This is a genomic window from Pseudomonas sp. 29 (assembly GCF_002754355.1).
GTDB lineage: Bacteria > Pseudomonadota > Gammaproteobacteria > Pseudomonadales > Pseudomonadaceae > Aquipseudomonas > Aquipseudomonas neuropathica.
In genome coordinates this window covers 3,576,944-3,599,292 of the sequence record NZ_PEEY01000001.1, presented here as the reverse complement: position 1 = coordinate 3,599,292, position 22,349 = coordinate 3,576,944, and the positions used below count along the sequence as shown (strand labels likewise).

Here is a 22,349-nt window from a genome sequence, read left to right as displayed (position 1 = left end):
GTTTATGTATCTTCATCTTCCCGCTCAGTAGTGCGCCCCAATCTGGCGCGCCCGGACGCACCAGCGCCCGTCAGATGTCCTCTACTGGTGCGCGCCCCCACCTTACAACCGCTCTGACACGACATTTTCCTGCCCGATCCCGACCGGGCACAGCCCTTGCAAAACACACCTTCAGTCGTCCGCATCTGCCAACCAGAAAAATTAAATGTTCATGGAGATCGCACAATGAAGCGTCGCAGTTTGATCAAGGCTTTCACACTCACGGCATCCATTGCCGCGATGGGCATGACCTGGACTGTCCAGGCTGCCGAGACCATCAAGGTCGGGATTCTGCATTCGTTGTCCGGCACCATGGCGATCTCCGAAACGTCGCTCAAAGACATGGCGCTGATGACCATCGACGAAATCAACGCCAAGGGCGGTGTGAACGGCAAGATGCTTGAGCCAGTGGTGGTTGACCCTGCATCCAACTGGCCGCTGTTCGCCGAAAAGGGCCGACAGTTGCTGACCCAGGACAAGGTCGCCGTGGTGTTCGGCTGCTGGACTTCGGTGTCGCGTAAATCGGTGTTGCCGGTGTTCGAAGAGCTCAACGGCCTGCTGTTCTACCCGGTGCAATACGAAGGCGAAGAGATGTCGCCGAACGTCTTCTACACCGGCGCCGCGCCGAACCAGCAAGCGATCCCGGCGGTTGAATATTTGATGAGTGAAGAAGGCGGCAGCGCCAAGCGCTACTTCCTGCTCGGCACCGACTACGTCTACCCGCGCACCACCAACAAGATCCTGCGTTCGTTCCTGCACTCCAAAGGCGTCGCCGACAAGGACATCGAAGAGGTCTACACGCCGTTCGGTCACAGCGACTATCAAACCATCGTCGCCAACATCAAAAAATTCTCCGCCGGTGGCAAGACTGCGGTCATCTCGACGGTCAACGGCGACTCCAACGTGCCGTTCTATAAAGAACTGGCCAACCAGGGTCTGAAAGCTACTGACGTGCCGGTGGTAGCGTTCTCGGTCGGTGAAGAAGAACTGCGCGGCATCGACACCAAACCACTGGTGGGCAACCTCGCGGCGTGGAACTACTTCGAGTCCGTAGAGAATCCGGTGAACAAGAAGTTCGTCGATGACTGGAAGGCTTACGCGAAGAAACACAACCTGCCGGGTGCCGACAAAGCCGTGACCAACGACCCGATGGAAGCCACCTACGTCGGCATCCACATGTGGGCGCAGGCGGTCGAGAAAGCCAAATCCACTGACGTCGACAAAGTCCGCGAAGCCCTCGCCGGCCAGACTTTCGCCGCGCCGTCCGGCTACACGCTGACCATGGACAAGACCAACCACCACCTGCACAAACCGGTGATGATCGGCGAGATCCAGAGCAACGGTCAGTTCAACGTCGTGTGGCAGACCGAAGGGCCGATCCGCGCGCAACCGTGGAGCCCGTTCATTCAGGGTAACGACAAGAAGCCGGATTATGCGGTGAAGAGCAACTGAATCTGACTTGGGTTTTGTTGTGGGGCGGAGATCTTTCCCCCTCACCCCAACCCTCTCCCCCAAGGGGGGCGTGGGGGAAGGGAGCTGATCTCTGTAGCTATCAGAACCTGAGTTCGACGCAGGAACGTCAGGTCGGTGTTGGATGATCTGACAACTCGGTCAGTCCCCTCTCCCTCTGGGAGAGGGTTAGGGTGAGGGGCGGATTCACAGCCGGACACCGCTCCATCGGCCACCGCAAGAAAGGAAACACCACTCATGCCCACTGCCATATTCCGCTTGTTTCTGGCCATCGCACTGCTGTTGCCGATGACTGCCTTTGCTGGCGATGCCGAAGACTTCGTCGCGGCCAATCCCGTGCAACAAGCCAAACTGTTGGAAACCTGGGCCGCGCAGCCCGATCCGGCCCGTATCGAATTGATCAACGCCCTGCAACAAGGCGAACTGACCATCGATGGCCAGCCAAAAACCCTGCGCCTGAACAATCGCCTGCGAGGTCTGATCGACACCGCCATGGCCAGCCACCAATTGCTCGCCACCGACGCCAAAATCCGTCTGACTGCCGCGCAGCAATTGCAGAAAAGCGCGAAACCCGCGCAGCTGAAATTCCTCGACCAGCAACTCGCTGGCGAAAAAGACGAAAGCGTCCATGCCGCTCTGAGCCTGGCACTGGCCAATCTGCAACTGGTCGATAGCGACCCGGCGGTGCGCCTCGCCGCCGTACGCCTGCTCGGCGAAACCGGCGACCCACTGGCGCGAACACGCCTTGAAGGTTTGCTTGAACCCGGCGTCGAGAGCGATGCCGGCGTACGCACCGCCGCCGAAACCAGCCTCGCGCAAGTCAAACGCAAACTGCTGATCGGCGAGATCCTCGGCCAGGCGTTCAGCGGCATGTCGCTCGGCTCGATCCTGCTGTTGGCCGCACTCGGTCTGGCGATCACGTTCGGCCTGCTCGGCGTGATCAACATGGCCCACGGCGAAATGCTGATGCTCGGCGCCTACTCGACGTACGTGGTGCAGTTGATGTTCCAGCGCTACGCACCGCAAGCCATCGAGTTCTACCCGCTGATCGCCCTGCCGGTGGCGTTTTTTGTCACGGCGGCAATCGGCATGGCCCTGGAGCGCACGGTAATTCGCCACCTCTACGGCCGGCCACTGGAAACCCTGCTCGCCACCTGGGGCATCAGCCTGATGCTGATTCAGCTTGTGCGTTTGTTGTTCGGCGCGCAGAACGTTGAAGTCGCCAACCCGGCGTGGCTGTCCGGAGGCATTCAAGTGCTGCCGAATCTGGTGCTGCCGTACAACCGCATCGTCATCATCGCCTTCGCACTGTTCGTCGTCGTGCTGACGTGGCTGCTGCTGAACAAAACCCGCCTCGGTCTCAACGTCCGCGCCGTCACCCAGAACCGCAACATGGCCGCCTGCTGCGGCGTGCCGACCGGGCGCGTCGATATGCTCGCCTTTGGCCTCGGTTCGGGCATCGCCGGCCTCGGCGGCGTCGCGCTGAGCCAGATCGGCAACGTCGGCCCGGACCTCGGCCAGAGCTACATCATCGACTCGTTCCTGGTGGTGGTGCTCGGCGGCGTCGGCCAATTGGCCGGTAGCGTGCTGGCGGCCTTCGGCCTCGGTATCGCCAACAAGATTCTCGAACCGCAGATCGGTGCGGTGCTCGGCAAGATCCTGATCCTCGCGCTGATCATTCTGTTTATCCAGAAACGTCCGCAAGGCCTCTTCGCACTGAAAGGACGGGTGATCGACTGATGAACCAGCCTCTGTTAGTCACGGCCACACAAAAGGCCGGACCGAAAGTCACGATCGCGGTCGGCACGGTGATCCTCGCGCTGCTGATTGCCCTGCCGCTGCTGTCGTTGTTGCCGGCGGAAAATGCTCTGTCGGTCTCGGCGTACACACTGACGCTGGTCGGCAAAATCCTGTGCTACGCCATCGTCGCGTTAGCGCTGGATCTGGTTTGGGGTTACGCCGGGTTGCTGTCACTGGGTCACGGTCTGTTCTTCGCCCTCGGCGGTTATGCGATGGGCATGTACCTGATGCGTCAGGCCGCCGGTGATGGTCTGCCGGCGTTCATGACCTTTCTGTCATGGAGCGAACTGCCGTGGTACTGGACCGGCACCAGCAGCTTCATCTGGGCGATGTGTCTGGTGGTGCTGGCGCCGGGATTGCTGGCGCTGGTGTTCGGCTTCTTCGCCTTTCGCTCGCGGATCAAAGGCGTGTATTTCTCGATCATGACCCAAGCCCTGACCTTCGCCGGCATGCTCCTGTTTTTCCGCAACGAGACCGGGTTTGGCGGCAACAACGGCTTCACCAATTTCCGTACGATTCTCGGTTTCGGCATCACCGAACCGGGTACCCGTGCAGTGTTGTTTCTGGCCACGGTGTTGCTGCTGGTGGCGAGCCTGTTCATCGGCTGGCGCCTGACGCAGAGCAAGTTCGGCCGGGTGCTGACCGCATTGCGCGATGCGGAAAACCGCTTGATGTTCTGCGGCTACGACCCGCGCGGTTTCAAGCTGTTCGTGTGGGTGTTGAGTGCGGTGTTGTGTGGCCTGGCCGGGGCGTTGTATGTGCCGCAAGTGGGCATCATCAACCCGAGCGAAATGTCGCCGACCAACTCGATTGAAGCGGCCGTGTGGGTCGCTCTCGGCGGTCGCGGCACGCTGATCGGCCCGCTGCTCGGCGCCGGTGTGGTCAACGGCATGAAGAGCTGGTTCACCGTGGCGTTCCCGGAATACTGGCTGTTCTTCCTCGGCGCGTTGTTCATCGTCGTGACGCTGTACTTGCCCAAAGGCGTGATCGGTCTGCTGAAGAAACGAGGTGAACAATGAGAGTCACGGCGAGCGCTGAATTCATGTTGGAACCGGCCTTTTTCCCCGTCGAACCGAACAAGGACGAGGGCACCAGTCGCGACTCGATCGGCCTCGGCCAGCGCGTCGGCCCGGGTCTGGATACCCGCCACGGCACGATCCTCACTCTGGAAGACATCAGCGTCAGCTTCGATGGCTTTCGCGCACTGAACAATCTCAACCTGTACATCGGCGTCGGTGAGTTGCGCTGCATCATCGGCCCCAACGGCGCGGGCAAGACCACGCTGATGGACGTGATCACCGGCAAGACCCGCCCCAGTCACGGCAAGGCCTGGTTCGGTGAAACGCTGGACCTGACGCAGATGAGCGAAGTGCAAATCGCTCAGGCCGGCATCGGCCGCAAGTTCCAGAAGCCGACCGTTTTCGAGGCGCTGAGCGTATTTGAAAACCTGGAACTGGCGCAGAAGACCGACAAGTCTGTGTGGGCCAGTCTGCGTGCGCGCCTCAGTGGCGAGCAGAAGGACCGGATCAGCGAAGTGCTGGAGACGATTCGCCTGACCACCTCGGTCAATCGCCCGGCCGGGTTGCTCTCTCATGGTCAGAAGCAGTTTCTCGAGATCGGCATGTTGCTGATGCAGGACCCGCAATTGCTCCTGCTCGATGAGCCGGTGGCGGGCATGACCGATGCAGAAACCGAGTTCACCGCTGAACTGTTCAAGTCGCTGGCGGGCAAGCATTCGCTGATGGTGGTGGAACATGACATGGGCTTTGTCGGCTCGATTGCCGACCACGTCACCGTGTTGCATCAGGGCAGCGTGTTGGCCGAAGGCTCGCTTGAGCAAGTGCAGGAAAACGAGCGCGTGATCGAGGTCTACCTCGGCCGCTAAGGTTTGCGAATACAAAACCTGTGGGAGCGAGCCTGCTCGCGAAAGCGGTGCATCAGGCGATGAAGATGTTGAATGTCAGTCCGCATTCGCGAGCAGGCTCGCTCCCACAGGGTTCTGTGTGTAACAGAAGGAATTTGAACATGCTGCAAGTCAACAAGCTGCACCAGTACTACGGCGGAAGCCACATCCTCCGGGGCCTGTCTTTCGACGTGAAGGTCGGCGAAGTCACCTGCCTGCTTGGCCGTAACGGCGTGGGCAAGACCACCCTGCTCAAATGCCTGATGGGCTTGCTGCCGGCCAAGGAAGGTGCGGTGAACTGGGAAGGCAAACCGATCACCGCGTTCAAGCCGCACCAGCGCGTCCACGCCGGCATCGCTTATGTGCCGCAAGGCCGGGAAATCTTCGGACGGCTGACCGTGGAAGAAAACCTGTTGATGGGTTTGTCGCGGTTTCCCGGCAGTGAAGCCAAAGAAGTCCCAGGTTTCATCTACGAACTGTTTCCGGTGCTGCTACAAATGAAGCAGCGTCGCGGCGGTGACCTCTCTGGCGGTCAGCAACAGCAGTTAGCGATCGGGCGAGCATTGGCCAGCCGCCCACGTTTACTGATCCTCGACGAACCCACCGAAGGCATTCAACCCTCGGTGATCAAAGAGATCGGCGCGGTCATCAAGAAACTTGCGGCGCGCGGTGACATGGCGATTTTGCTGGTGGAGCAGTTCTACGATTTCGCCGCAGAACTGGCCGATCAGTACCTGGTGATGTCCCGGGGCGAGATCGTCCAGCAAGGTCGCGGTGAAAATATGGAGGCCGAAGGTGTACGCGGGCTGGTAACGATCTAGTACAACGAACTAATCTGTAGCTTCCTAACGATAATTACAAACCATGAATTCGACTGTTTCACCTGCCCTGTTTACCCCGAGCTGGCACGCCGAGCTGGAACTCGCTTACGCCCGTTTCGGTGACTGCACGCGTCCGGTCATGCGCCGGCACCTCGGCCCGCTGCGTGTGCAAAAGCACCTTTACGCAGAAGGCCCCGAGGTCTGCCAGCACATCATCGTCCATCCTCCGGGCGGGATTGCCGGCGGCGACCGACTGGACATCAGCGCGCGCGTCGAACAACACGCCTGGGCGCAGATCACCAGCCCAGGCGCGGCGAAGTGGTATCGCGCGGGTGGCCCGGCGTATCAAAAACTCGACTTGAAAGTGGCGGCCGGGGCGACGCTGGAATGGCTGCCGCAGGAAACCATCGTCTACAGCGCCGCGCAGGCTGAGCTGAGCACTTCGATTGATCTTGAAGGCGATGCGCGGCTGTTCTACTGGGACGTGGTCGCACTGGGTCGCCCCGCCAGTGGCGAGCGTTTTGACCGTGGGCATTTTCAGGCGCATCTGGATATTCGCCGTGATGGTCGATTGCTCTGGCACGAGCGCCAGCGCGTTGTCGGCGGTGATGGTTTGCTTGATTCGCCGATCGGGCTGGATGGTCATCCGGTGTTTGCGACGTTGTTGGTCACTGGTGAGATTGATGCTGAGTTGCTGGAGCGCTGCCGCTCGCTGGGCCACGAAGTGCGTGGGGATTTGACGCAGTTGCCGGGGCTTTTGGTGGCTCGTTGTCTGGCCAGTGAGGCGCTGCTCGCCCGCGCCTGGCTCATCGATTTATGGCGTTTGCTCAGACCCGCCCTGCTGGGTCGCGACGCGGTATCCCCCAGAATATGGAGCACCTGAAAAGCGACCCTCACCCCCCGCCCTCTCCCGGAGGGAGAGGGAGCCTGACCGAGTCGTTTGAAATGAATGTAACTGCCTGAACGAATACTGCTGACTGAACCGGCCATTGAAAACAACCGATTTCAGTCTCCTCTCCCTCGAAGGAGAGAGCCTGACCGAGTCGTCTGAAATGATTCAACTGCCTGAACGAATACTGCTGACTGAACCGGCCATTGAAAACAACCGAGATCAGTCCCCTCTCCCTCGGGAGAGGGCTAGGGTGAGGGGTTGCTCCAACGGGCACCCCGCGCCCGCAAGAACCTCACAAATCTGCCCTGATGGAACCCCACAATGGACCTGACTCCACGCGAAAAAGACAAGCTGCTGATCTTCACCGCCGGCCTCGTCGCCGAGCGGCGTCTGGCCCGCGGCGTAAAACTCAATTACCCGGAAGCCATGGCCTACATCTCCGCCGCGCTGCTCGAAGGCGCGCGTGACGGCCAGACCGTGGCCGAACTGATGCACTTCGGCACCACCCTGCTCAGCCGCGAACAAGTGATGGAAGGCATCCCGGAAATGATCCCGGAGATCCAGGTTGAAGCGACGTTTCCCGACGGCACCAAACTGGTCACCGTCCACCAGCCGATCGTCTGAGGCCGCGCCATGACTTACACCATTCGCGATGCGCTGCACGCCGACCTGCCGGCGATCCGTGACATCTACAACGACGCCGTGCTCAACACCACGGCGATCTGGAATGAACAAGCCGTCGATCTCGGCAACCGCCAGGCGTGGTTCAGCGCGCGTCAGGCCCAGGCTTATCCGATTCTGCTGATCGTCGACGCCGACAACAGCGTGCTCGGCTACGCTTCCTTCGGTGACTGGCGACCGTTCGACGGCTTTCGCCACACCGTCGAGCACTCGGTTTATGTGCGCAGCGACCAGCGCGGCAATGGCCTCGGCCCGCAATTGATGGCAGCGCTGATCGAGCGCGCCAGAACCTGCGGCAAACACGTGATGGTCGCCGCCATAGAAAGCGGCAACGCTGCCTCGATTCGTCTGCACGAGCGCGCCGGTTTCAATATTACCGGGCAGATGCCGCAAGTCGGCACCAAATTCGGCCGCTGGCTCGACCTGACCTTCATGCAACTGACCCTCAACCCTGGCGCGGAGCCGCCTGACGCCAACAAGGAGTGACACCGATGAACGCCGCCCAACTGCGCCGCGTCAATGCTGAAAGTTTTGCGCATTACCGTCAGGGTCTGATTGATCTGCTGCTCGATGCCGTGGGTTACGGCGCCAGCGTCGGCTTCATGGCCGACCTCGATGCGGCGCAGGCGCGCGCGTATTTCGATGAGGTGCAGGACAACGTCAACAAGGGCAGCGTGCTGCTCTGGGTGGTGGTCAAGGACGAGCAGGTACTGGCCAGTGTGCAACTGGGCCTGTGCCAGAAGGCCAACGGCCTCAATCGTGCCGAGGTGCAAAAACTGCTGGTGCGCGAACACGCCCGGCGTCGCGGCCTCGGCCAGCAACTGATGAGTGCGCTGGAACTCGAAGCGCCGAAACACAAGCGCGGCATGCTTTACCTCGACACCGAGGCCGGTTCGCCCGCCGAAGATTTCTACAAGGCGTTGGGCTACAGCCGCGCAGGCGAAATCCCTGATTACGCCTGCGATCCGCACGGCACCTATCGGCCGACCGCCCTCTATTACAAGATTCTGCAAGGAGCCCAGTGATGATTCCTGGCGAGTACCAGATCCAGCCCGGCGACATCGAACTCAACGTCGGCCGCCGCACTATCAGCCTGAAAGTCGCCAACAGCGGCGACCGGCCGATTCAGGTCGGTTCGCACTATCACTTTTTTGAAACCAACGACGCGCTGACCTTCGATCGCGCCGCCAGCCGTGGCATGCGCCTGAACATTCCGGCGGGCACCGCCGTGCGCTTTGAACCGGGGCAGAGCCGTGAGGTTGAGTTGGTGGATTACGCCGGGCATCGGCGGGTGTTCGGGTTTGCCGGACGGATCATGGGCAACCTCGACTGACTGATCGTTCCCACGCTCTGCGTGGGAATGCATCCCGTGACGCTCCGCGTCACATAACGGCGGACGCAGAGCGTCCATGGCGGCATTCCCACGCAGAGCGTGGGAACGATCAACTAAGGCAGACACATGAAAATCTCCAGACAAGCCTACGCCGACATGTTCGGCCCCACCGTCGGCGACAAGGTGCGCCTGGCCGACACCGAGCTGTGGATCGAAGTCGAACAAGACTTCACCACCTACGGCGAAGAAGTGAAATTCGGTGGCGGCAAAGTCATCCGCGACGGCCAGGGCCAAAGCCAGTTGCTGGCTGCCGAAGTGGTCGACACGCTGATCACCAACGCGCTGATCATCGACCACTGGGGCATCGTCAAAGCCGACGTCGGCCTCAAGGACGGGCGCATCGCCGCGATCGGCAAGGCCGGCAACCCCGACGTGCAGCCCAACGTGACCATCGCCATTGGCGCCGGCACCGAAGTAATCGCCGGCGAAGGCATGATCCTCACCGCTGGTGGCATCGACACACACATCCATTTCATCTGCCCGCAGCAGATCGAAGAAGCACTGATGAGCGGCGTCACCACCATGATCGGCGGCGGCACCGGCCCAGCCACTGGCACCAACGCCACCACTTGCACCTCCGGCCCGTGGCACTTGGCGCGCATGCTTCAGGCCGCTGACGCGTTCCCGATGAACATCGGCCTCACCGGCAAAGGCAACGCCAGCCTGCCGGAACCGTTGATCGAGCAGGTCAAGGCCGGCGCCATCGGCCTCAAGTTGCACGAAGACTGGGGCACCACCCCAGCAAGCATCGATAACTGCCTGAGCGTCGCCGATCAGTTCGACGTGCAGGTGGCGATCCACACCGACACCCTCAACGAATCCGGTTTCGTCGAAACCACCCTCGGCGCGTTCAAGGGCCGCACCATTCACACCTATCACACCGAAGGTGCCGGTGGTGGTCACGCACCGGACATCATCAAGGCTTGCGGCTTCCCTAACGTGCTGCCGAGCTCGACCAACCCGACCCGGCCGTTCACCCGCAACACCATCGACGAACATCTCGACATGCTGATGGTCTGCCACCACCTCGACCCGAGCATTGCCGAAGACGTCGCCTTCGCCGAAAGCCGGATCCGCCGCGAAACGATTGCCGCCGAAGACATCCTTCACGACCTCGGCGCGTTCTCGATGATCAGCTCCGACAGCCAGGCCATGGGCCGTGTCGGCGAAGTCATCACGCGCACCTGGCAGACCGCCGACAAGATGAAAAAGCAGCGCGGCCCGCTGCCGCAGGACGGCGCAGGCAACGACAACTTCCGCGCCAAGCGCTACATCGCCAAGTACACGATCAACCCGGCGATCACCCATGGCATCAGCCATGAAGTCGGCTCGATCGAAGTCGGCAAGTGGGCCGATCTGGTGCTGTGGCGTCCGGCTTTCTTCGGCGTGAAACCGACGTTGATCCTCAAGGGCGGTGCGATTGCCGCGAGCCTGATGGGCGATGCCAACGCCTCGATCCCGACGCCGCAACCGGTGCACTACCGCCCGATGTTCGCCAGCTACGGCGGCTCGCTGCATGCCACCAGCCTGACCTTTATCAGTCAGGCGGCGCAGGAAGCCGGGCTGCCTGAAGCACTGGGTTTGAAGAAGAAAATCGGCGTGGTCAAAGGCTGCCGTGATGTGCAGAAAACCGACCTGATCCACAACGACTATCTGCCGAATATCGATGTCGATCCGCAGACCTATCAGGTCAAGGCGGATGGCGTTCTGCTGTGGTGTGAGCCGGCAGAAACCCTGCCAATGGCCCAGCGGTATTTCCTGTTCTGACGCAGCCGCCACGCTGTAGAAAGGCCTCGGGACCGCGCCTTGCGCACAGTCTCGGGGCCTTTTTCGTGCCGGTATGAAACCACCAAGCAAACAGTCGTGTAATTCTCGCCAAAGGAACTACTATTCGATTCGCTCCACCTCTTTTCAGGAACTGCCCATGCGTCTATCCGAGTTCATCCTGGCGAATATCGAGCCTATCGTCGATGAGTGGGAACAGTTCGCCGCAACGATCACGCCGGCCGCCGACTACCTGGATTCCGCGGCTCTGCGCGATCACGCCAGCGCCATTCTGCGGGCCGCGGCCCGCGACATGAGCAAGCCGCAGAGCCCTGCCGAACAGGCCGCCAAAGCCAAGGGCGAAGGCCCGGAAAAAACCCCGAGTCTGGACGAGGCCGGCGCCAGTCATGGCGAGTTGCGCCACACCGTAGGTTTTGACCTGGTGCAGATGACCTCCGAGTTCCGTCATCTGCGCGCTTGCGTGATCCGCCTGTGGGTCGACAGCCTCAAAGCCCCGGACATGGCCTATTTTCAGGACATGATCCGCTTCAACGAAGCCATCGACGAAGCACTGGCCGAATCGACTGCGGCCTACGCCGAACAGGTCAATCGCTCGCGAGACATCTTCCTCGCCATTCTCGGCCATGACCTGCGTGCGCCGCTGCAAGCGGTGAGCATGTCCATCGAGTTGCTGCTGCGCAAATCCAGCCTCGAGGGCGATGCGCTGGCCTGCGCCCTGCACATCAAGCGTGGCGCGCGGCACATGGCGGCGATGGTCAGCGACTTGCTGGAACTGGTGCGCAGTCGACTGGGCAGAAGCCTGCCGATCGAACCGACGCCAATGGACCTGGCCGATGCCGCACGGGCGGCGATTGCCGAGGCGTGCGCCGGCAATCCGGAGTGCGATCCGAAGCTCAATGTTAACGGCGACCCGCGCGGTACCTGGGATGCCGGCCGAATCGACCAGTTACTGCAGAACCTGATTGGCAATGCCTTGCAGCACGGAGCCAAAAAGCGCGATGTCACTCTCGATATCGATGGCGCGGGCGAAAACGTCTGCCTGTCGGTGCACAACTACGGCACACCGATTCCCGAAGAGGCGCTCGGCACGATTTTCGATCCGCTGGTGCGCAGCGCCGACGAAGAACTCGGACAGCCGTCAACCAGCCTCGGGTTGGGCCTGTTTATCGTCAAGGAAGTGGTGAGTGCCCATGGCGGCACCATCGAAGTCAGCTCGAACGAGACTGACGGGACGCGGTTCAACGTGGTGTTGCCCAGAACGGTTTAAGCAGGATCACCGCGTTATCGTTCTTCTCGAGCAAGCTCGCTCCCACAGGAGACCGTGCTCACATGTGGGAGCGGGCTTGCTCGCGAAGAGGCGCGATCAAGCAACTGATCAACATCAGGCAGACTACTCGACCACCAGCCGCGCCAAACGCTGGCGCAACATGCGGTTCTCGGCCCGCAGCTCCCGCACTTCTTCAAGCAGATCGAGTGCCAGCGCGACGCCCTCCCACTCAAGCTCCAGCTCGCGCCGCAATTTGGCGGCGCGCTTGGCCAGACTCAGCTCGTAGTCGGTGAAACGCCACTCCCGGGGCTGCTCACCCTGAGGTTCGAGGATGCCGTGTTCGACGATTTCGATCACGTAGACGTCCGACAGATCGGCCGCCTCACAGAATTCTGCCAGGTCCAGTTGAACGATCAGGGGGCTGCTCATGATGGGCTACTCCGTCGTCGGGTTCAGAAGTTCTCGCGCGGGTTGAAGGCGGCTTTCTTCGCCAGTTCCTGCCACAGTGCCTTGACCTCGTCGTCAGCAGCTTTCGGCATCACGGCTTTGAGCTGGACGAACAGGTAACCGCGTTCGCCGGCCTTGTTTTTCAGACCATGACCCTTGGCGCGCATGCGTTGGCCGTTCTGGCTGCCGGCGGGCACCTTGAGGTTGATCTTGCCGGTCAGGGTCGGCACGGCCACTTCAGTGCCCAGCGCCAGCTCCCACGGGGCCAGCGGCAAGGTGATGATGAGGTTTTCGCCTTCAACATCGAATTTCGGGTGTGGCGCAAAACGAATGGTCAGGTACAGGTCGCCATTCGCCCCGCCACCAACGCCCGGTGCGCCCTGGCCCTTGAGGCGGATGCGCTCGCCGTCGGTCACGCCCGCCGGGATCTTCACGTTCAGGCTCTTGCTGGTGTTACTGACGTGCTGGCCGTTGGCGTTGTACTGCGGCACCTGGAAGGTGACTTTCTTCGACTCGTTCGACAGCGTCTCCTCGAGGAAGATCGGCAGTTCCATTTCCACGTCTTGCCCTCGGCGCCCAGCACTGCGTTGTTGTCGACCTTCGCCGCCACCGAAACCGGGGCCGCGATTGCCGAAGATCGAACTGAAGAAGTCCGAGAAGTCACCGGTGTCGCCACCGCCGCCGCCAAAGCCGCCACGGCTCTGCCAGCCCGGTGGTCCCTGGAACGGCTGACCGTGCTGACCATAACGGCGCAGCTCGTCGTATTCGGCGCGCTTGTCGGCGCTTTTCAGCGCTTCATAGGCTTCCGAGGCGTCTTTGAACTTGGCCTCGGCGTCTTTTTCCTTGCTGACATCGGGGTGGTATTTGCGCGCCAGCTTGCGATAGGCAGCCTTGATTGCCTTGTCGTCTGCTGTCGGCTCCACGCCGAGTATCTTGTAATAGTCTTTGAAGTCCATCGAAGGAGTCACCGTCCGTTATCGATTTCGCGCCGATGCCAGCATGCGCCGATTCGCGCGTGCCAGGTTGACCGATCTCAAAGTTGTGACCGGGTGGCGCAGCAGAAGTTTATCGGCAGTGGACGGCGGTTCTTGCGACCGCCGGTGGTTCTGCCGGCCCATGCCAGCAAGTTTGGGGCAAAGCTTGAGGTTTCAAGGCAGTTTAGTCGTGAAATAGCAGATGACCGGCCTTCGAATCTGGCGCGCACTGACATACACTGCGCGGCCGTTTTTTTGACCGGAACCGAAAGACATGAAAGACGCCTCTCCAGCCCGTGCCTGCGGCATCGACTTCGGCACGTCCAACTCCACCGTCGGCTGGCTGCGCCCCGGCATGGAAACGATGATCGCGCTGGAAGACGACAAGATCACCCTGCCGTCGGTGGTCTTCTTCAACATCGAGGAACGCCGTCCGGTGTACGGTCGTCTGGCGCTGCACGAGTACCTGGAAGGCTACGAAGGCCGGCTGATGCGCTCGCTGAAAAGCCTGCTCGGTTCCAAGCTGATCAAGCACGACACCAGCGTGCTCGGCACGGCGATGCCGTTCAAGGACTTGCTCGGCCTGTTCATCGGCCAGTTGAAGAACCGCGCCGAAACCGCCGCCGGTCGGGAATTCGAGCAGGTGGTGCTCGGGCGTCCGGTGTTCTTCGTCGATGACGATCCACTGGCTGACCAGGAAGCCGAAGACACCCTGGTCGAAGTGGCGCGCAAGATCGGCTTCAAAGAGGTCTCGTTCCAGTACGAACCGATTGCGGCGGCCTTCGACTACGAGTCGACCATCGAGAAAGAAGAGCTGGTGCTGATTGTCGACATCGGCGGTGGTACCTCTGACTTCTCGCTGGTGCGCCTGTCGCCCGAGCGTCGTGGCCTCGATAACCGTCACGATGACATCCTCGCCACCGGCGGTGTGCACATCGGCGGGACCGACTTCGACAAACAGTTGAGCCTGCAAGGTCTGATGCCGCTGTTCGGCTACGGCAGCCGCATGAAGAGCGGCGCCTACATGCCGACCAGCCACCACATGAACCTGGCGACCTGGCACACCATCAACTCGGTGTACTCGCAAAAATCCAGCCTGGCGCTGGGCAGCATGCGTTACGACATCGAAGACACTGGCGGCATCGATCGCTTGTTCAAGCTGATCGAACAGCGCGCCGGGCACTGGCTGGCGATGGAAGTCGAAGAAACCAAGATCCAGCTGACACACAGCGACAGCCGCCATGTGCCGCTGGACCGGATCGAGGCCGGGTTGAGTGTGGAACTGAGCCGCGCGCTGTTTGAATCGGCGATCGATGCGCTGCTGGAGCGGGTACGCGGCAGTGTTACGCAGTTGTTGAACGATGCCGGTGTGGCGGTGGAACAGGTCGACACGGTGTTCTTCACCGGTGGTTCGAGCGGCATTCCGGCACTGCGCAACAGCGTCTCGGCGATGCTGCCGAATGCGCGGCATGTCGAAGGGAATATTTTTGGCAGCATTGGTAGCGGTTTGGCGATTGACGCGATGAAACGCTATGGCGCCATGAACTGACCTGAAATCGGCGTCGCGCCTTTCGCGAGCAAGCTCGCTCCCACATTTGACCGCATTTCTTCAGTTGAAATGCAATTCAGTGTGGGAGCGAGCTTGCTCGCGAAGGCGCCAGATCAGGCGACACAGATTCATCGGTTAGACCATCCCGCCCAGCTTCAACTCACTCTTCAGGTACGCATAATAAATCGGCCCCGCCACCACCCCCGGCAGGCCGAACGCGGCCTCGAACACCAGCATCGCCAGTAGCAACTCCCACGACTTGGCACTGATCTGCCCGCCGACAATCCGCGCGTTGAGGAAGTACTCAAGCTTGTGGATAAAAATCAGATAGCCCAGCGCGGCAATCGCCACCCAGATCGATAGCGACAGGCCGACGATGGTGATCAGCGTGTTCGACATCAGGTTGCCGATCACCGGCAGCAGGCCGAGCAGGAAGGTCAGCACGATCAGGGTTTTGGTCAGCGGCAACTTGATGCCGAACATCGGCAGGATCACCGCGAGGAAGATCCCGGTGAAGAAAGTGTTGAGCAGGGAAATCTTGATTTGCGCGAAGACGATGTTGCGGAAGGCCTGCACCAGCAAGTGCAAGCGATCAAACAGGGCCGCCGCCAGCGGTTTGCGCTTGGTGACGTCGGGGATGCGCTGCAAGGCGATGATCGCACCGAGCACCATGCCGATCAGCAGCGTCACAAACATATGTGCCGCGTCTTTGCCGACCAGTTGCAGGTCGGACAGGTGCTTGCCCATCCACTCGCCAATCGCTACGCGAAATTCCGCAGCACTGGCCGGCAGATAGGCGTCGATGAACGGCGGCAATTGCCCCCGCGCGCGGTCGACCACGCCCATGAACTTGTCCAGTGAGGCGCCGGGGTTTTCCGCTTCATGCAATAAGAAGCTGATGGCGCCGGCGAAGATCAACGCCAGCACACTCACCACTAACGTGCCCAGCAAAGCCACCGCCAGCCAACGCGCGCGGCGACCTTCAATCAGCCGTTGCAGTTGCGGGGTGAGCATGTTGACCAGTTCAAATACCAGCAGCCCGGCCAGCAGGCTCGGCAACAAGCGCAGCGGCAGCACCAGCAGCAAACCGCCGAAAATGATGATGCAGCTGACCCAGAACACTACATGACGCTCAGAAAACGTTGGCATACAGCCTCAAAACGAACGGCGTAAAAGGATTGGCAGTCTGCCAGCGTTCCGGGGTGAGCACTAGAAATATGCGGAGCTTCAGCCCCCTCACCCTAGCCCTCTCCCAGAGGGAGAGGGAACCGATTGGGGTATGCACTGGATATCCAGTGACCTGAAACAGCGACATGGAATCCATAATCGACCGGTTTTTTTCAGGTCGACGAGTTTCTTGAGACACCGCGGTCAGTCCCCTCTCCCTCCGGGAGAGGGTTAGTGTGAGGGCAAATTTCAAGCGGACGCGTCGACCCTGACACTCCACAGAACCGGATTATTTTTTCTTCAGGCAATCACTCATGAACGTCTTGCGCGCATCGCCGGTCAGGGCTTTGGTTTTCGCGTCGGCGTTACAGGTTTTCATTTTCTCCTGCTGCGGGGTCAGGGCCTTGGCATCGTTGGCCGCTGGCGCTGCCTTAAGGCAGGTGCTCATGAAGGTTTTGCGCTCATCGCCTTTCAGACTCTTGGCGGTCGCATCAGCATTGCAGGTGGTCATCTTGTTCTGTTGCGCCGTGGCGGCAAAACCTTGGGAACACAGGAGCAAACCAATCATCAACAAAGGGACACGCAACATCTTCATGGAGTTTTCTCCTTGTCGCCGCACCGATGGGAACGGCCTCTGCTGGAGTGTAGCCAAATCTTGTTACACCTTCCTGCCTTCCAGATGGCTACGGCGATACTGCTCTGGCGTACACCCGGCCTGCCGCGCGAACATGGCGATAAACGCCGAGCCACTGCTGTAGCCGAGATCGAAGGCGATTTCCTGCACGCTGCGCGTAGTTTCCAGCGCCTCGATTGCCGCGAGATAACGCAGACGCTGGCGCCACTCGCCGAAACTCATCCCCAGCTCCCGAACGAATTGCCGGGCCAGCGTGCGTTCGCTGACGTGCACCTGCAGCGCCCAATGCGCCAGCGGCTGATTGTTGCCCGGCTCGGCCTGCAAGGTTTCGAGAATCGCCAGCAACCCCGGACTACTCGCGTACGGCAGATAGCATTCGTGCACTGGCGCCTGTTGCAGTTGATCGACGAGAACCTGAGCCAGACGCTGATCGGCATCGAGTTCAGGAATCTTCACGTCACGAGCGGCGAAGTCTTTGAGAATCGCCTTGAGAATGTCGCTGATCGCCAGGGTACAGGCGCGCTTGGGCAGTTCGGCGCAGACTTTGGGGTCAAGGCACACCGCGCGATAGTTGACCGGTTGACGGCTGTAGAAACTGTGCTCGACCTGCGGCGGCACCCACACCGCGTACTGCGGCGGCGACATGAAACGGCTACCGTCGACGTCCATGTGCAGCACGCCATGAGCGGCGTACTCCAGCGTGCCCCACGGATGCCGATGCGGGGCGGCGAATTCGTGGGCATTGAAGTCGGCGTAGCGGAAGTACACCGCTGACGGCAGTTCGCTGAAATCCAGCAGATCGATGTGTTTGCTGTTCATGCTGTCCGGTTTCAAAGGCAGGTTGTCTGGTTCGCAGTATAGGCCTGCATCCAGACAAGGGATAATTGCCCTTCATCAACGTACTGGTTTCGACTCATGCAATACGCGTTTCCGCTGCTGGCGATTTTTATCTGGGCCGGCAATACCGTGATCAACAAACTCGCAGTCGGGGCGATTTTCCCCGCCGAGATCGGTTTCTACCGCTGGCTGCTCGCCGGTTTGCTGTTCACCCCATTCATGCTCAAAGCCGTCATCGCGCACTGGCCGCAGATCCGTCCAAACCTGGGCAGGATTTTCATCCTCGGCGTACTCGGCATGGCGGTCTATCAGAGCCTCGCCTACTTCGCCGCAACCCTGACCACCGCGACCAACATGGGCATCATCCTCTCGCTGATGCCGTTGATGTCGCTGGCCATGGCGATCATCAGTCTCGGCCAACGCCTGACCGCCGGTGCGCTGGTCGGTGCGGTTCTGTCGTTTGCCGGCGTATTGGTCGTGGTCTCGTCCGGCAGCCTCGGCGCGTTGCTGCAGCACGGCGTGAACATGGGTGATGCGATGATGCTGATCGCCACCCTGGCCTATGCGATCTACAGCACTTTGCTGAAAAAATGGCAGCTGCGCCTGCCGCCGCTGGTGTTGCTGTATTTGCAGGTGCTGGTGGCGATTGTCGTGTTGTTTCCTTTGTATGCCGCCTCGCCAAAAACCGGTTTGACCCTGCAGAACATTCCGCTGGTGTTGTATGCATGCCTGCTGGCGTCGATGCTTGCGCCACTGGCGTGGATGCAAGCTGTGCAGCGGTTGGGGCCGAGTCGCACGACGTTGTTCTTTAACTTGCTGCCGTTGATTACCGCGCTGATTGCAGCAGTGGTGTTGAAGGAGCAGTTGGCGATGTATCACCTGGTCGGTGGGTTGCTGACCTTGGGTGGGGTGATTTTGTCTGAGCGCTGGACCAACGTGTTGGGCCGCCGGGCCAGCGTTGCCTGACCCGGCCTCTTCGCGAGCAAGCTCGCTCCCACAGGGAAATGCATTCCAATGTGGGAGCGAGCTTGCTCGCGAAGAACGATGACTAGGTCTTGCGGTTAAACGCCGGCAGCCTTTAGCCGCGCCGCATGCTCGACAAACAGCCGCACCGGATCCGCGCCCTTGCCAACCAGCCCCAGCGACTGGTTAACAATGTCGAAGTGATCCAGCGGATAGTCATCGCCAATCACCGTGCCCAGATGCGAGCTGTACCGCCCGACCATGCCGTCGCACTGCCCCGGCTCACGCACGAAGGTTTTCGCAAACAAGCGACAACTGCGATTGGTGCCGTCGAACAGATTACCGCCACGATCAGTCTTGCCCGGCTGCAACGTCCCTGACCAAGAGTAATAACGCACACCATTGACCTCCTCCGGCCCGTGCCCACCCCAGGTTTCAGGCAACCCCTGTGGATAACGCTGATTGAACAGCGCCACACCCTCAGTCGTCAGCGATTGGTGCGAGGCGTGAATATCCACCGGCAGTTCCGGCCCGTGGTAACCGGTCTCCAGCAGTGCCATCAGCCAGCCGACAAAACGCAGCAATGCTTCAAGCAGACGGCCCTTGGCGCTGTCCGCCGGGTAGTGTTTTTGCAGATAGTCGGCCAGTTCCGAGCCATGATTCGGTCCGGCGACCGACGTCACCGAGGCCACCAGATCCGGCCGTTTCGCCGCCGCATAGCGCGCCGTCAGCGAACCCTGACTGTGGCCGAACAGGTTGACCTTGTGCGCCCCGGTCTCGCGCAAAATCTCATCAATCCGCGCCAGCAACTGCTCGCCGCGCACCTCCGTCGAATGCAGCGGCGACACCTGTACAGCAATCACCGTCGCCCCACCACGGCGCAGCGCCTTGATGATGCCGTACCAGTACGGATAGAGAACCAGCCGGATAAACCCGAGCATGCCGGGCACCAGCACCAGTGGATAACGCGTTGACATGGGCAAACATCCTTGTGGTCGGTGAGTGGATGCCAAGCGTGCAAAACGCCCGCCAAGCATCCTCCGTGATGATGACAACTCGACGACCAGCCTACTTCAGGCCCACCACCCCCGCCACAATCAGCCCGACTGACAGCAGTTTGACCAGCGTCAGGCTCTCGCCCAACAGGGCGAAACCGAGGAACACCGTGCCGAGTGAGCCAATCGCGGTCCAGATCGGGTAGGCGATGCTCACCGGCAACTCGCGCATTGCCAGTGTCAGGAAGTAGATCCCGCCGATCGCCGCAATCACCGTGATCAACGACGGCCAGAGCCGGGTGAAGCCTTCGGCGTATTTCATGCCCATGGCGAACGTCACTTCAAATCCGGCGGCGATCAGCAGGAACAGCCAGGCCACCTAGAACTCCCGGGCAAGGCTGAGCAAACGCTGCTCGGCCTCGGCCAACGACACCGCGAACGTGCGTTCGGCGGACTCTTCGCCCTCGGCAGCGACCACGCTGACGTCGTTGATGCCGATGAACCCCAGCGCCGTACGCAACCAGGGATCGGCGTGGTTCAAGGCTTCCAGCTCGCCGCCCGTGCCGAAGCCAAAACCACCGCGACTGGTGACGATCAGCGCCTTCTTACCCTGCAACAGCGGCGTGTACTGGGCGACGCCATTGTCCAGCGTGTGATCGAACGTCAGGCCCAGCCGCACGATCTGATCGACCCAGGCCTTAAGGCCGCTGGGTACGCTGAAGTTGTACATCGGCGTGGAAATCAGCAGCAGGTCGTGGTCGAACAACTCGCCAACGAGTTGATCGCTCAATGCCAGATCAGCCTGCATCGACAATGGGCGCGCTTCAGGCTCCGGATAAAACGCGGCAGCGACAAAGGCCTCGTTGACCGCCGGAATCAACGCTCGGCCGACTTCACGCCGGGTCACCTGCGCCTGTGGATGACGCACCTGCCAGGCGCTGAGAAAAGCTTCCGCCAACCGCCGCGAGTGCGAACGGTCACCACGTGGGCTGGCATGTATCGCAAGAATCCTGCTCATCTGTAAATTCTCCGGACTAGAATCAAACTGCTTGTGCATTGCAGCTTGCGGCTCGTCATTGCTTCTTCTCAAATGAGCAAAAATCAGTCTGGATGAATTGATTTCATCCATGGAGTTTTCCAATGTTTGCCTCGTTACCGCTGACCGCCCTGCGCGCCTTTGAATCGGCATCACGATTGCTGAGCTTCAAGGCTGCCGCCGAAGAGCTGTCGGTCACGCCGACCGCGATTTCTCATCAGATCCGTTCGCTGGAAGACTGGCTCGGTGTCGCGTTGTTTGAACGTCTGCCACGCCAGGTGCGCCTGACCGAGGGCGGCGAACGCCTGTTTCGCAGCCTGCACGGCGCATTGCTGGAGGTGGCGCAAAGCGTCGACACCCTGCGCCCGCAACGCAACGCCAGCACGCTGACGCTGTCGACCACCGCCGCGTTTGCTGCGCTGTGGCTGGTGCCGCGCCTCGGGCGCTTTTACGCGCAGCATCCGAACATCAACGTGCGCCTCGATACGCACTGCGAAGTCATCGATCTGCATCAGGACGCCAGTGTCGATCTGGTCCTGCGCTACAGCCTCGACGATTACCCGAACCTGTATGGCCTGTGCCTGTTCGATGAGTCGTTCGGCGTGTACGGCTCACCCGAGCAAGTGGCGCTGGCGGCGCGGCGTACACCGACGTTGATCAGCGTGCGCTGGCACAATTCCAAGCTGTATGCCCATGGCTGGGAAGCGTGGTGCGCCAAGGCCGGCGAGAACTGGTTACACGCGCAACCGGCCATCCGCGAATACGATGAAGAGCATTACGCCCTGCAAGCGGCGATCGCCGGGCAAGGGCTGGTGCTGGCGAGCAATATTCTGGTGTCGGAGAGTGTCGCCAGCGGTTTGCTGGTGCCGTTCATGGGCCAGGTTCAGGTCGATGGCGCCGGGTACAGCGCGTTGTGCGTGCCGGGGCGCGAGCGGCATCCGCCGGTGCGGGCTTTTTTTGCCTGGCTGCGCGAGGAGGCAGTTTTGTCCGGGCTGGCGCCAAGATCGCAGCTTTCGGCAGCTCCTACAGGGGTTGCGTAAACCGATAAAACTTTTTGCAACGCTCACGACTCACAGCTTAGGTAGCGACCGCGTCCGCAGAACGTGGCGACAATCGGATTAGCCTCCAGGAGATCGAAATGAGCGACGACCTGCATCTGTCAGATGTTCAAACCTTGCGCGAACGTGCGCGCCAACACGTCGAGAACGGCGCCGTCACCGAGGGCTACAGCGCCGACCGTGAAGAGGTGCTGCGCTTGCTCAATGAATCGCTGGCCACTGAACTGGTCTGCGTGTTGCGCTACAAGCGCCACTACTTCATGGCCAATGGTGTGAAAGCCCATGTGGCCGCCGAAGAGTTTCTCGAACACGCCACCCAGGAAGCCCAGCACGCTGACCGTCTGGCCGAGCGCATTGTGCAATTGGGTGGCGAGCCCGAGTTCAACCCCGACATGCTGTCGAAGATGTCCCACGCGCAATACGTGGCCGGCAACACCCTCAAAGAGATGGTCTACGAAGACCTCGTTGCCGAGCGGATCGCCATCGACAGCTATCGCGAAATCATCCAGTACATCGGCGAGAAAGACCCGACTACGCGGCGTATCTTCGAAGATATCCTGGCGCAGGAAGAAGAGCATGCCGATGACATGGCTGACATCCTGAACGACCTCTAAACCCTATCGCGAGCAGGCTCACTC

At 60.7% G+C, this 22,349-nt stretch carries 24 protein-coding genes; 16 read left to right on the top strand and 8 right to left on the bottom strand.

The genetic code is table 11. The annotated features are described in order from the left end of the window. Nucleotides 1–225: 225 nt before the first annotated feature. The 12 genes from urtA to CLU80_RS16580 all read left to right on the top strand — a co-directional run bounded on the left by urtA (nt 226) and on the right by CLU80_RS16580 (nt 12,051). Entirely contained in the window at nt 226–1,491 is a 1,266-nt protein-coding gene (urtA, locus tag CLU80_RS16635; protein ID WP_093430225.1) for an urea ABC transporter substrate-binding protein, read from the top strand. Nucleotides 1,492–1,746: 255 nt separating this feature from the next. Then, a complete protein-coding gene (gene urtB / locus CLU80_RS16630; protein WP_099757873.1) occupies nt 1,747–3,249 on the top strand; it encodes an urea ABC transporter permease subunit UrtB in 1,503 nt (500 codons plus the stop codon). Beyond that, nucleotides 3,249–4,328: an urea ABC transporter permease subunit UrtC gene (gene urtC / locus CLU80_RS16625; protein ID WP_099757872.1), complete on the top strand. Its 1,080-nt coding sequence runs from the start codon at nt 3,249–3,251 to the stop codon at nt 4,326–4,328. The genes urtB and urtC overlap by 1 nt, the downstream gene beginning before the upstream one ends. Continuing rightward, on the top strand, nt 4,325–5,194 hold the full coding sequence (urtD, locus tag CLU80_RS16620) for an urea ABC transporter ATP-binding protein UrtD (protein ID WP_093430222.1): 870 nt from the start codon (nt 4,325–4,327) through the stop codon (nt 5,192–5,194). The genes urtC and urtD overlap by 4 nt, the downstream gene beginning before the upstream one ends. A 140-nt stretch (nt 5,195–5,334) precedes the next feature. After that, the gene (urtE, locus tag CLU80_RS16615) at nt 5,335–6,033 is read left to right on the top strand and encodes an urea ABC transporter ATP-binding subunit UrtE (RefSeq protein WP_099757871.1); all 699 of its coding nucleotides are present in this window, start codon (nt 5,335–5,337) and stop codon (nt 6,031–6,033) included. Between the two features lie 43 nt (nt 6,034–6,076). After that, nucleotides 6,077–6,916, top strand: coding sequence for an urease accessory protein UreD (locus tag CLU80_RS16610; protein WP_099757870.1), 840 nt, complete (start codon nt 6,077–6,079; stop codon nt 6,914–6,916). A gap of 330 nt (nt 6,917–7,246) precedes the next feature. Then, the gene (gene ureA, locus CLU80_RS16605; RefSeq protein ID WP_007915951.1) at nt 7,247–7,549 is read left to right on the top strand and encodes an urease subunit gamma; all 303 of its coding nucleotides are present in this window, start codon (nt 7,247–7,249) and stop codon (nt 7,547–7,549) included. A 9-nt stretch (nt 7,550–7,558) separates the two neighbouring features. After that, nucleotides 7,559–8,092, top strand: a complete 534-nt coding sequence (locus CLU80_RS16600; RefSeq protein WP_099757869.1) for a GNAT family N-acetyltransferase — start codon at nt 7,559–7,561, stop codon at nt 8,090–8,092. Between the two features lie 5 nt (nt 8,093–8,097). Beyond that, a complete protein-coding gene (locus CLU80_RS16595) occupies nt 8,098–8,631 on the top strand; it encodes a GNAT family N-acetyltransferase (RefSeq protein ID WP_099757868.1) in 534 nt (177 codons plus the stop codon). Continuing rightward, nucleotides 8,631–8,939, top strand: coding sequence for an urease subunit beta (locus CLU80_RS16590; protein WP_095047332.1), 309 nt, complete (start codon nt 8,631–8,633; stop codon nt 8,937–8,939). Before CLU80_RS16595 ends, CLU80_RS16590 begins: the two co-directional genes overlap by 1 nt. Nucleotides 8,940–9,065: 126 nt before the next feature. Then, the gene (gene ureC, locus CLU80_RS16585; protein ID WP_099757867.1) at nt 9,066–10,766 is read left to right on the top strand and encodes an urease subunit alpha; all 1,701 of its coding nucleotides are present in this window, start codon (nt 9,066–9,068) and stop codon (nt 10,764–10,766) included. A 157-nt stretch (nt 10,767–10,923) separates the two neighbouring features. Continuing rightward, nucleotides 10,924–12,051, top strand: a complete 1,128-nt coding sequence (locus CLU80_RS16580; protein ID WP_099757866.1) for a sensor histidine kinase — start codon at nt 10,924–10,926, stop codon at nt 12,049–12,051. Nucleotides 12,052–12,174: 123 nt separating this feature from the next. On the opposite strand, the gene CLU80_RS16575 is transcribed toward CLU80_RS16580, so the two are convergent. Beyond that, nucleotides 12,175–12,480, bottom strand: coding sequence for a chaperone modulator CbpM (locus tag CLU80_RS16575; protein ID WP_099757865.1), 306 nt, complete (start codon nt 12,478–12,480; stop codon nt 12,175–12,177). 23 nt (nt 12,481–12,503) lie between these two features. Continuing rightward, entirely contained in the window at nt 12,504–13,454 is a 951-nt protein-coding gene (locus CLU80_RS16570; protein ID WP_093430213.1) for a DnaJ C-terminal domain-containing protein, read from the bottom strand. Nucleotides 13,455–13,746: 292 nt separating this feature from the next. Here CLU80_RS16570 and CLU80_RS16565 point away from each other — a divergent pair, with 292 nt between their 5' ends. Then, the gene (locus CLU80_RS16565) at nt 13,747–15,021 is read left to right on the top strand and encodes an Hsp70 family protein (protein ID WP_099757864.1); all 1,275 of its coding nucleotides are present in this window, start codon (nt 13,747–13,749) and stop codon (nt 15,019–15,021) included. Between the two features lie 135 nt (nt 15,022–15,156). On the opposite strand, the gene CLU80_RS16560 is transcribed toward CLU80_RS16565, so the two are convergent. From CLU80_RS16560 to CLU80_RS16550, 3 genes are all read right to left on the bottom strand, one after another. Beyond that, complete coding sequence (locus CLU80_RS16560; RefSeq protein ID WP_093430211.1) at nt 15,157–16,170, bottom strand: AI-2E family transporter; 1,014 nt, start codon at nt 16,168–16,170, stop codon at nt 15,157–15,159. A gap of 307 nt (nt 16,171–16,477) precedes the next feature. Then, a complete protein-coding gene (locus tag CLU80_RS16555; protein ID WP_007950613.1) occupies nt 16,478–16,783 on the bottom strand; it encodes a PsiF family protein in 306 nt (101 codons plus the stop codon). Between the two features lie 63 nt (nt 16,784–16,846). Continuing rightward, the gene (locus tag CLU80_RS16550; protein ID WP_099757863.1) at nt 16,847–17,641 is read right to left on the bottom strand and encodes an AraC family transcriptional regulator; all 795 of its coding nucleotides are present in this window, start codon (nt 17,639–17,641) and stop codon (nt 16,847–16,849) included. Nucleotides 17,642–17,737: 96 nt separating this feature from the next. Between CLU80_RS16550 and CLU80_RS16545 the strand changes: the two genes are divergently transcribed. After that, nucleotides 17,738–18,625 (top strand): DMT family transporter, encoded by an 888-nt coding sequence (locus tag CLU80_RS16545; protein WP_099757862.1) that lies wholly within the window; start codon nt 17,738–17,740, stop codon nt 18,623–18,625. 95 nt (nt 18,626–18,720) lie between these two features. On the opposite strand, the gene CLU80_RS16540 is transcribed toward CLU80_RS16545, so the two are convergent. From CLU80_RS16540 to CLU80_RS16530, 3 genes are all read right to left on the bottom strand, one after another. Then, the gene (locus tag CLU80_RS16540) at nt 18,721–19,599 is read right to left on the bottom strand and encodes an esterase/lipase family protein (RefSeq protein ID WP_099757861.1); all 879 of its coding nucleotides are present in this window, start codon (nt 19,597–19,599) and stop codon (nt 18,721–18,723) included. A gap of 91 nt (nt 19,600–19,690) precedes the next feature. Beyond that, the gene (locus CLU80_RS16535) at nt 19,691–19,996 is read right to left on the bottom strand and encodes a DMT family transporter (RefSeq protein ID WP_093430208.1); all 306 of its coding nucleotides are present in this window, start codon (nt 19,994–19,996) and stop codon (nt 19,691–19,693) included. Next, nucleotides 19,997–20,635 (bottom strand): FMN-dependent NADH-azoreductase, encoded by a 639-nt coding sequence (locus tag CLU80_RS16530; protein WP_099757860.1) that lies wholly within the window; start codon nt 20,633–20,635, stop codon nt 19,997–19,999. A 122-nt stretch (nt 20,636–20,757) separates the two neighbouring features. On the opposite strand from CLU80_RS16530, the gene CLU80_RS16525 reads away from it, so the two are divergent. Both CLU80_RS16525 and CLU80_RS16520 read left to right on the top strand, forming a co-directional pair. Continuing rightward, a complete protein-coding gene (locus tag CLU80_RS16525; RefSeq protein WP_093430206.1) occupies nt 20,758–21,693 on the top strand; it encodes a LysR substrate-binding domain-containing protein in 936 nt (311 codons plus the stop codon). Nucleotides 21,694–21,791: 98 nt separating this feature from the next. Next, a complete protein-coding gene (locus CLU80_RS16520) occupies nt 21,792–22,325 on the top strand; it encodes a ferritin-like domain-containing protein (protein WP_093430205.1) in 534 nt (177 codons plus the stop codon). Nucleotides 22,326–22,349 lie beyond the last annotated feature (24 nt).

Bases quoted from the DNA above. Each gene is read 5' to 3' on its own strand.
- urtA (WP_093430225.1), top strand. From the start codon at position 226: ATGAAGCGTCGCAGTTTGATCAAGGCTTTCACACTCACGGCATCCATT.
- urtB (WP_099757873.1), top strand. From the start codon at position 1,747: ATGCCCACTGCCATATTCCGCTTGTTTCTGGCCATCGCACTGCTGTTG.
- urtC (WP_099757872.1), top strand. From the start codon at position 3,249: ATGAACCAGCCTCTGTTAGTCACGGCCACACAAAAGGCCGGACCGAAA.
- urtD (WP_093430222.1), top strand. From the start codon at position 4,325: ATGAGAGTCACGGCGAGCGCTGAATTCATGTTGGAACCGGCCTTTTTC.
- urtE (WP_099757871.1), top strand. From the start codon at position 5,335: ATGCTGCAAGTCAACAAGCTGCACCAGTACTACGGCGGAAGCCACATC.
- CLU80_RS16610 (WP_099757870.1), top strand. From the start codon at position 6,077: ATGAATTCGACTGTTTCACCTGCCCTGTTTACCCCGAGCTGGCACGCC.
- ureA (WP_007915951.1), top strand. From the start codon at position 7,247: ATGGACCTGACTCCACGCGAAAAAGACAAGCTGCTGATCTTCACCGCC.
- CLU80_RS16600 (WP_099757869.1), top strand. From the start codon at position 7,559: ATGACTTACACCATTCGCGATGCGCTGCACGCCGACCTGCCGGCGATC.
- CLU80_RS16595 (WP_099757868.1), top strand. From the start codon at position 8,098: ATGAACGCCGCCCAACTGCGCCGCGTCAATGCTGAAAGTTTTGCGCAT.
- CLU80_RS16590 (WP_095047332.1), top strand. From the start codon at position 8,631: ATGATTCCTGGCGAGTACCAGATCCAGCCCGGCGACATCGAACTCAAC.
- ureC (WP_099757867.1), top strand. From the start codon at position 9,066: ATGAAAATCTCCAGACAAGCCTACGCCGACATGTTCGGCCCCACCGTC.
- CLU80_RS16580 (WP_099757866.1), top strand. From the start codon at position 10,924: ATGCGTCTATCCGAGTTCATCCTGGCGAATATCGAGCCTATCGTCGAT.
- CLU80_RS16575 (WP_099757865.1), bottom strand. From the start codon at position 12,480: ATGAGCAGCCCCCTGATCGTTCAACTGGACCTGGCAGAATTCTGTGAG.
- CLU80_RS16570 (WP_093430213.1), bottom strand. From the start codon at position 13,454: ATGGACTTCAAAGACTATTACAAGATACTCGGCGTGGAGCCGACAGCA.
- CLU80_RS16565 (WP_099757864.1), top strand. From the start codon at position 13,747: ATGAAAGACGCCTCTCCAGCCCGTGCCTGCGGCATCGACTTCGGCACG.
- CLU80_RS16560 (WP_093430211.1), bottom strand. From the start codon at position 16,170: ATGCCAACGTTTTCTGAGCGTCATGTAGTGTTCTGGGTCAGCTGCATC.
- CLU80_RS16555 (WP_007950613.1), bottom strand. From the start codon at position 16,783: ATGAAGATGTTGCGTGTCCCTTTGTTGATGATTGGTTTGCTCCTGTGT.
- CLU80_RS16550 (WP_099757863.1), bottom strand. From the start codon at position 17,641: ATGAACAGCAAACACATCGATCTGCTGGATTTCAGCGAACTGCCGTCA.
- CLU80_RS16545 (WP_099757862.1), top strand. From the start codon at position 17,738: ATGCAATACGCGTTTCCGCTGCTGGCGATTTTTATCTGGGCCGGCAAT.
- CLU80_RS16540 (WP_099757861.1), bottom strand. From the start codon at position 19,599: ATGTCAACGCGTTATCCACTGGTGCTGGTGCCCGGCATGCTCGGGTTT.
- CLU80_RS16530 (WP_099757860.1), bottom strand. From the start codon at position 20,635: ATGAGCAGGATTCTTGCGATACATGCCAGCCCACGTGGTGACCGTTCG.
- CLU80_RS16525 (WP_093430206.1), top strand. From the start codon at position 20,758: ATGTTTGCCTCGTTACCGCTGACCGCCCTGCGCGCCTTTGAATCGGCA.
- CLU80_RS16520 (WP_093430205.1), top strand. From the start codon at position 21,792: ATGAGCGACGACCTGCATCTGTCAGATGTTCAAACCTTGCGCGAACGT.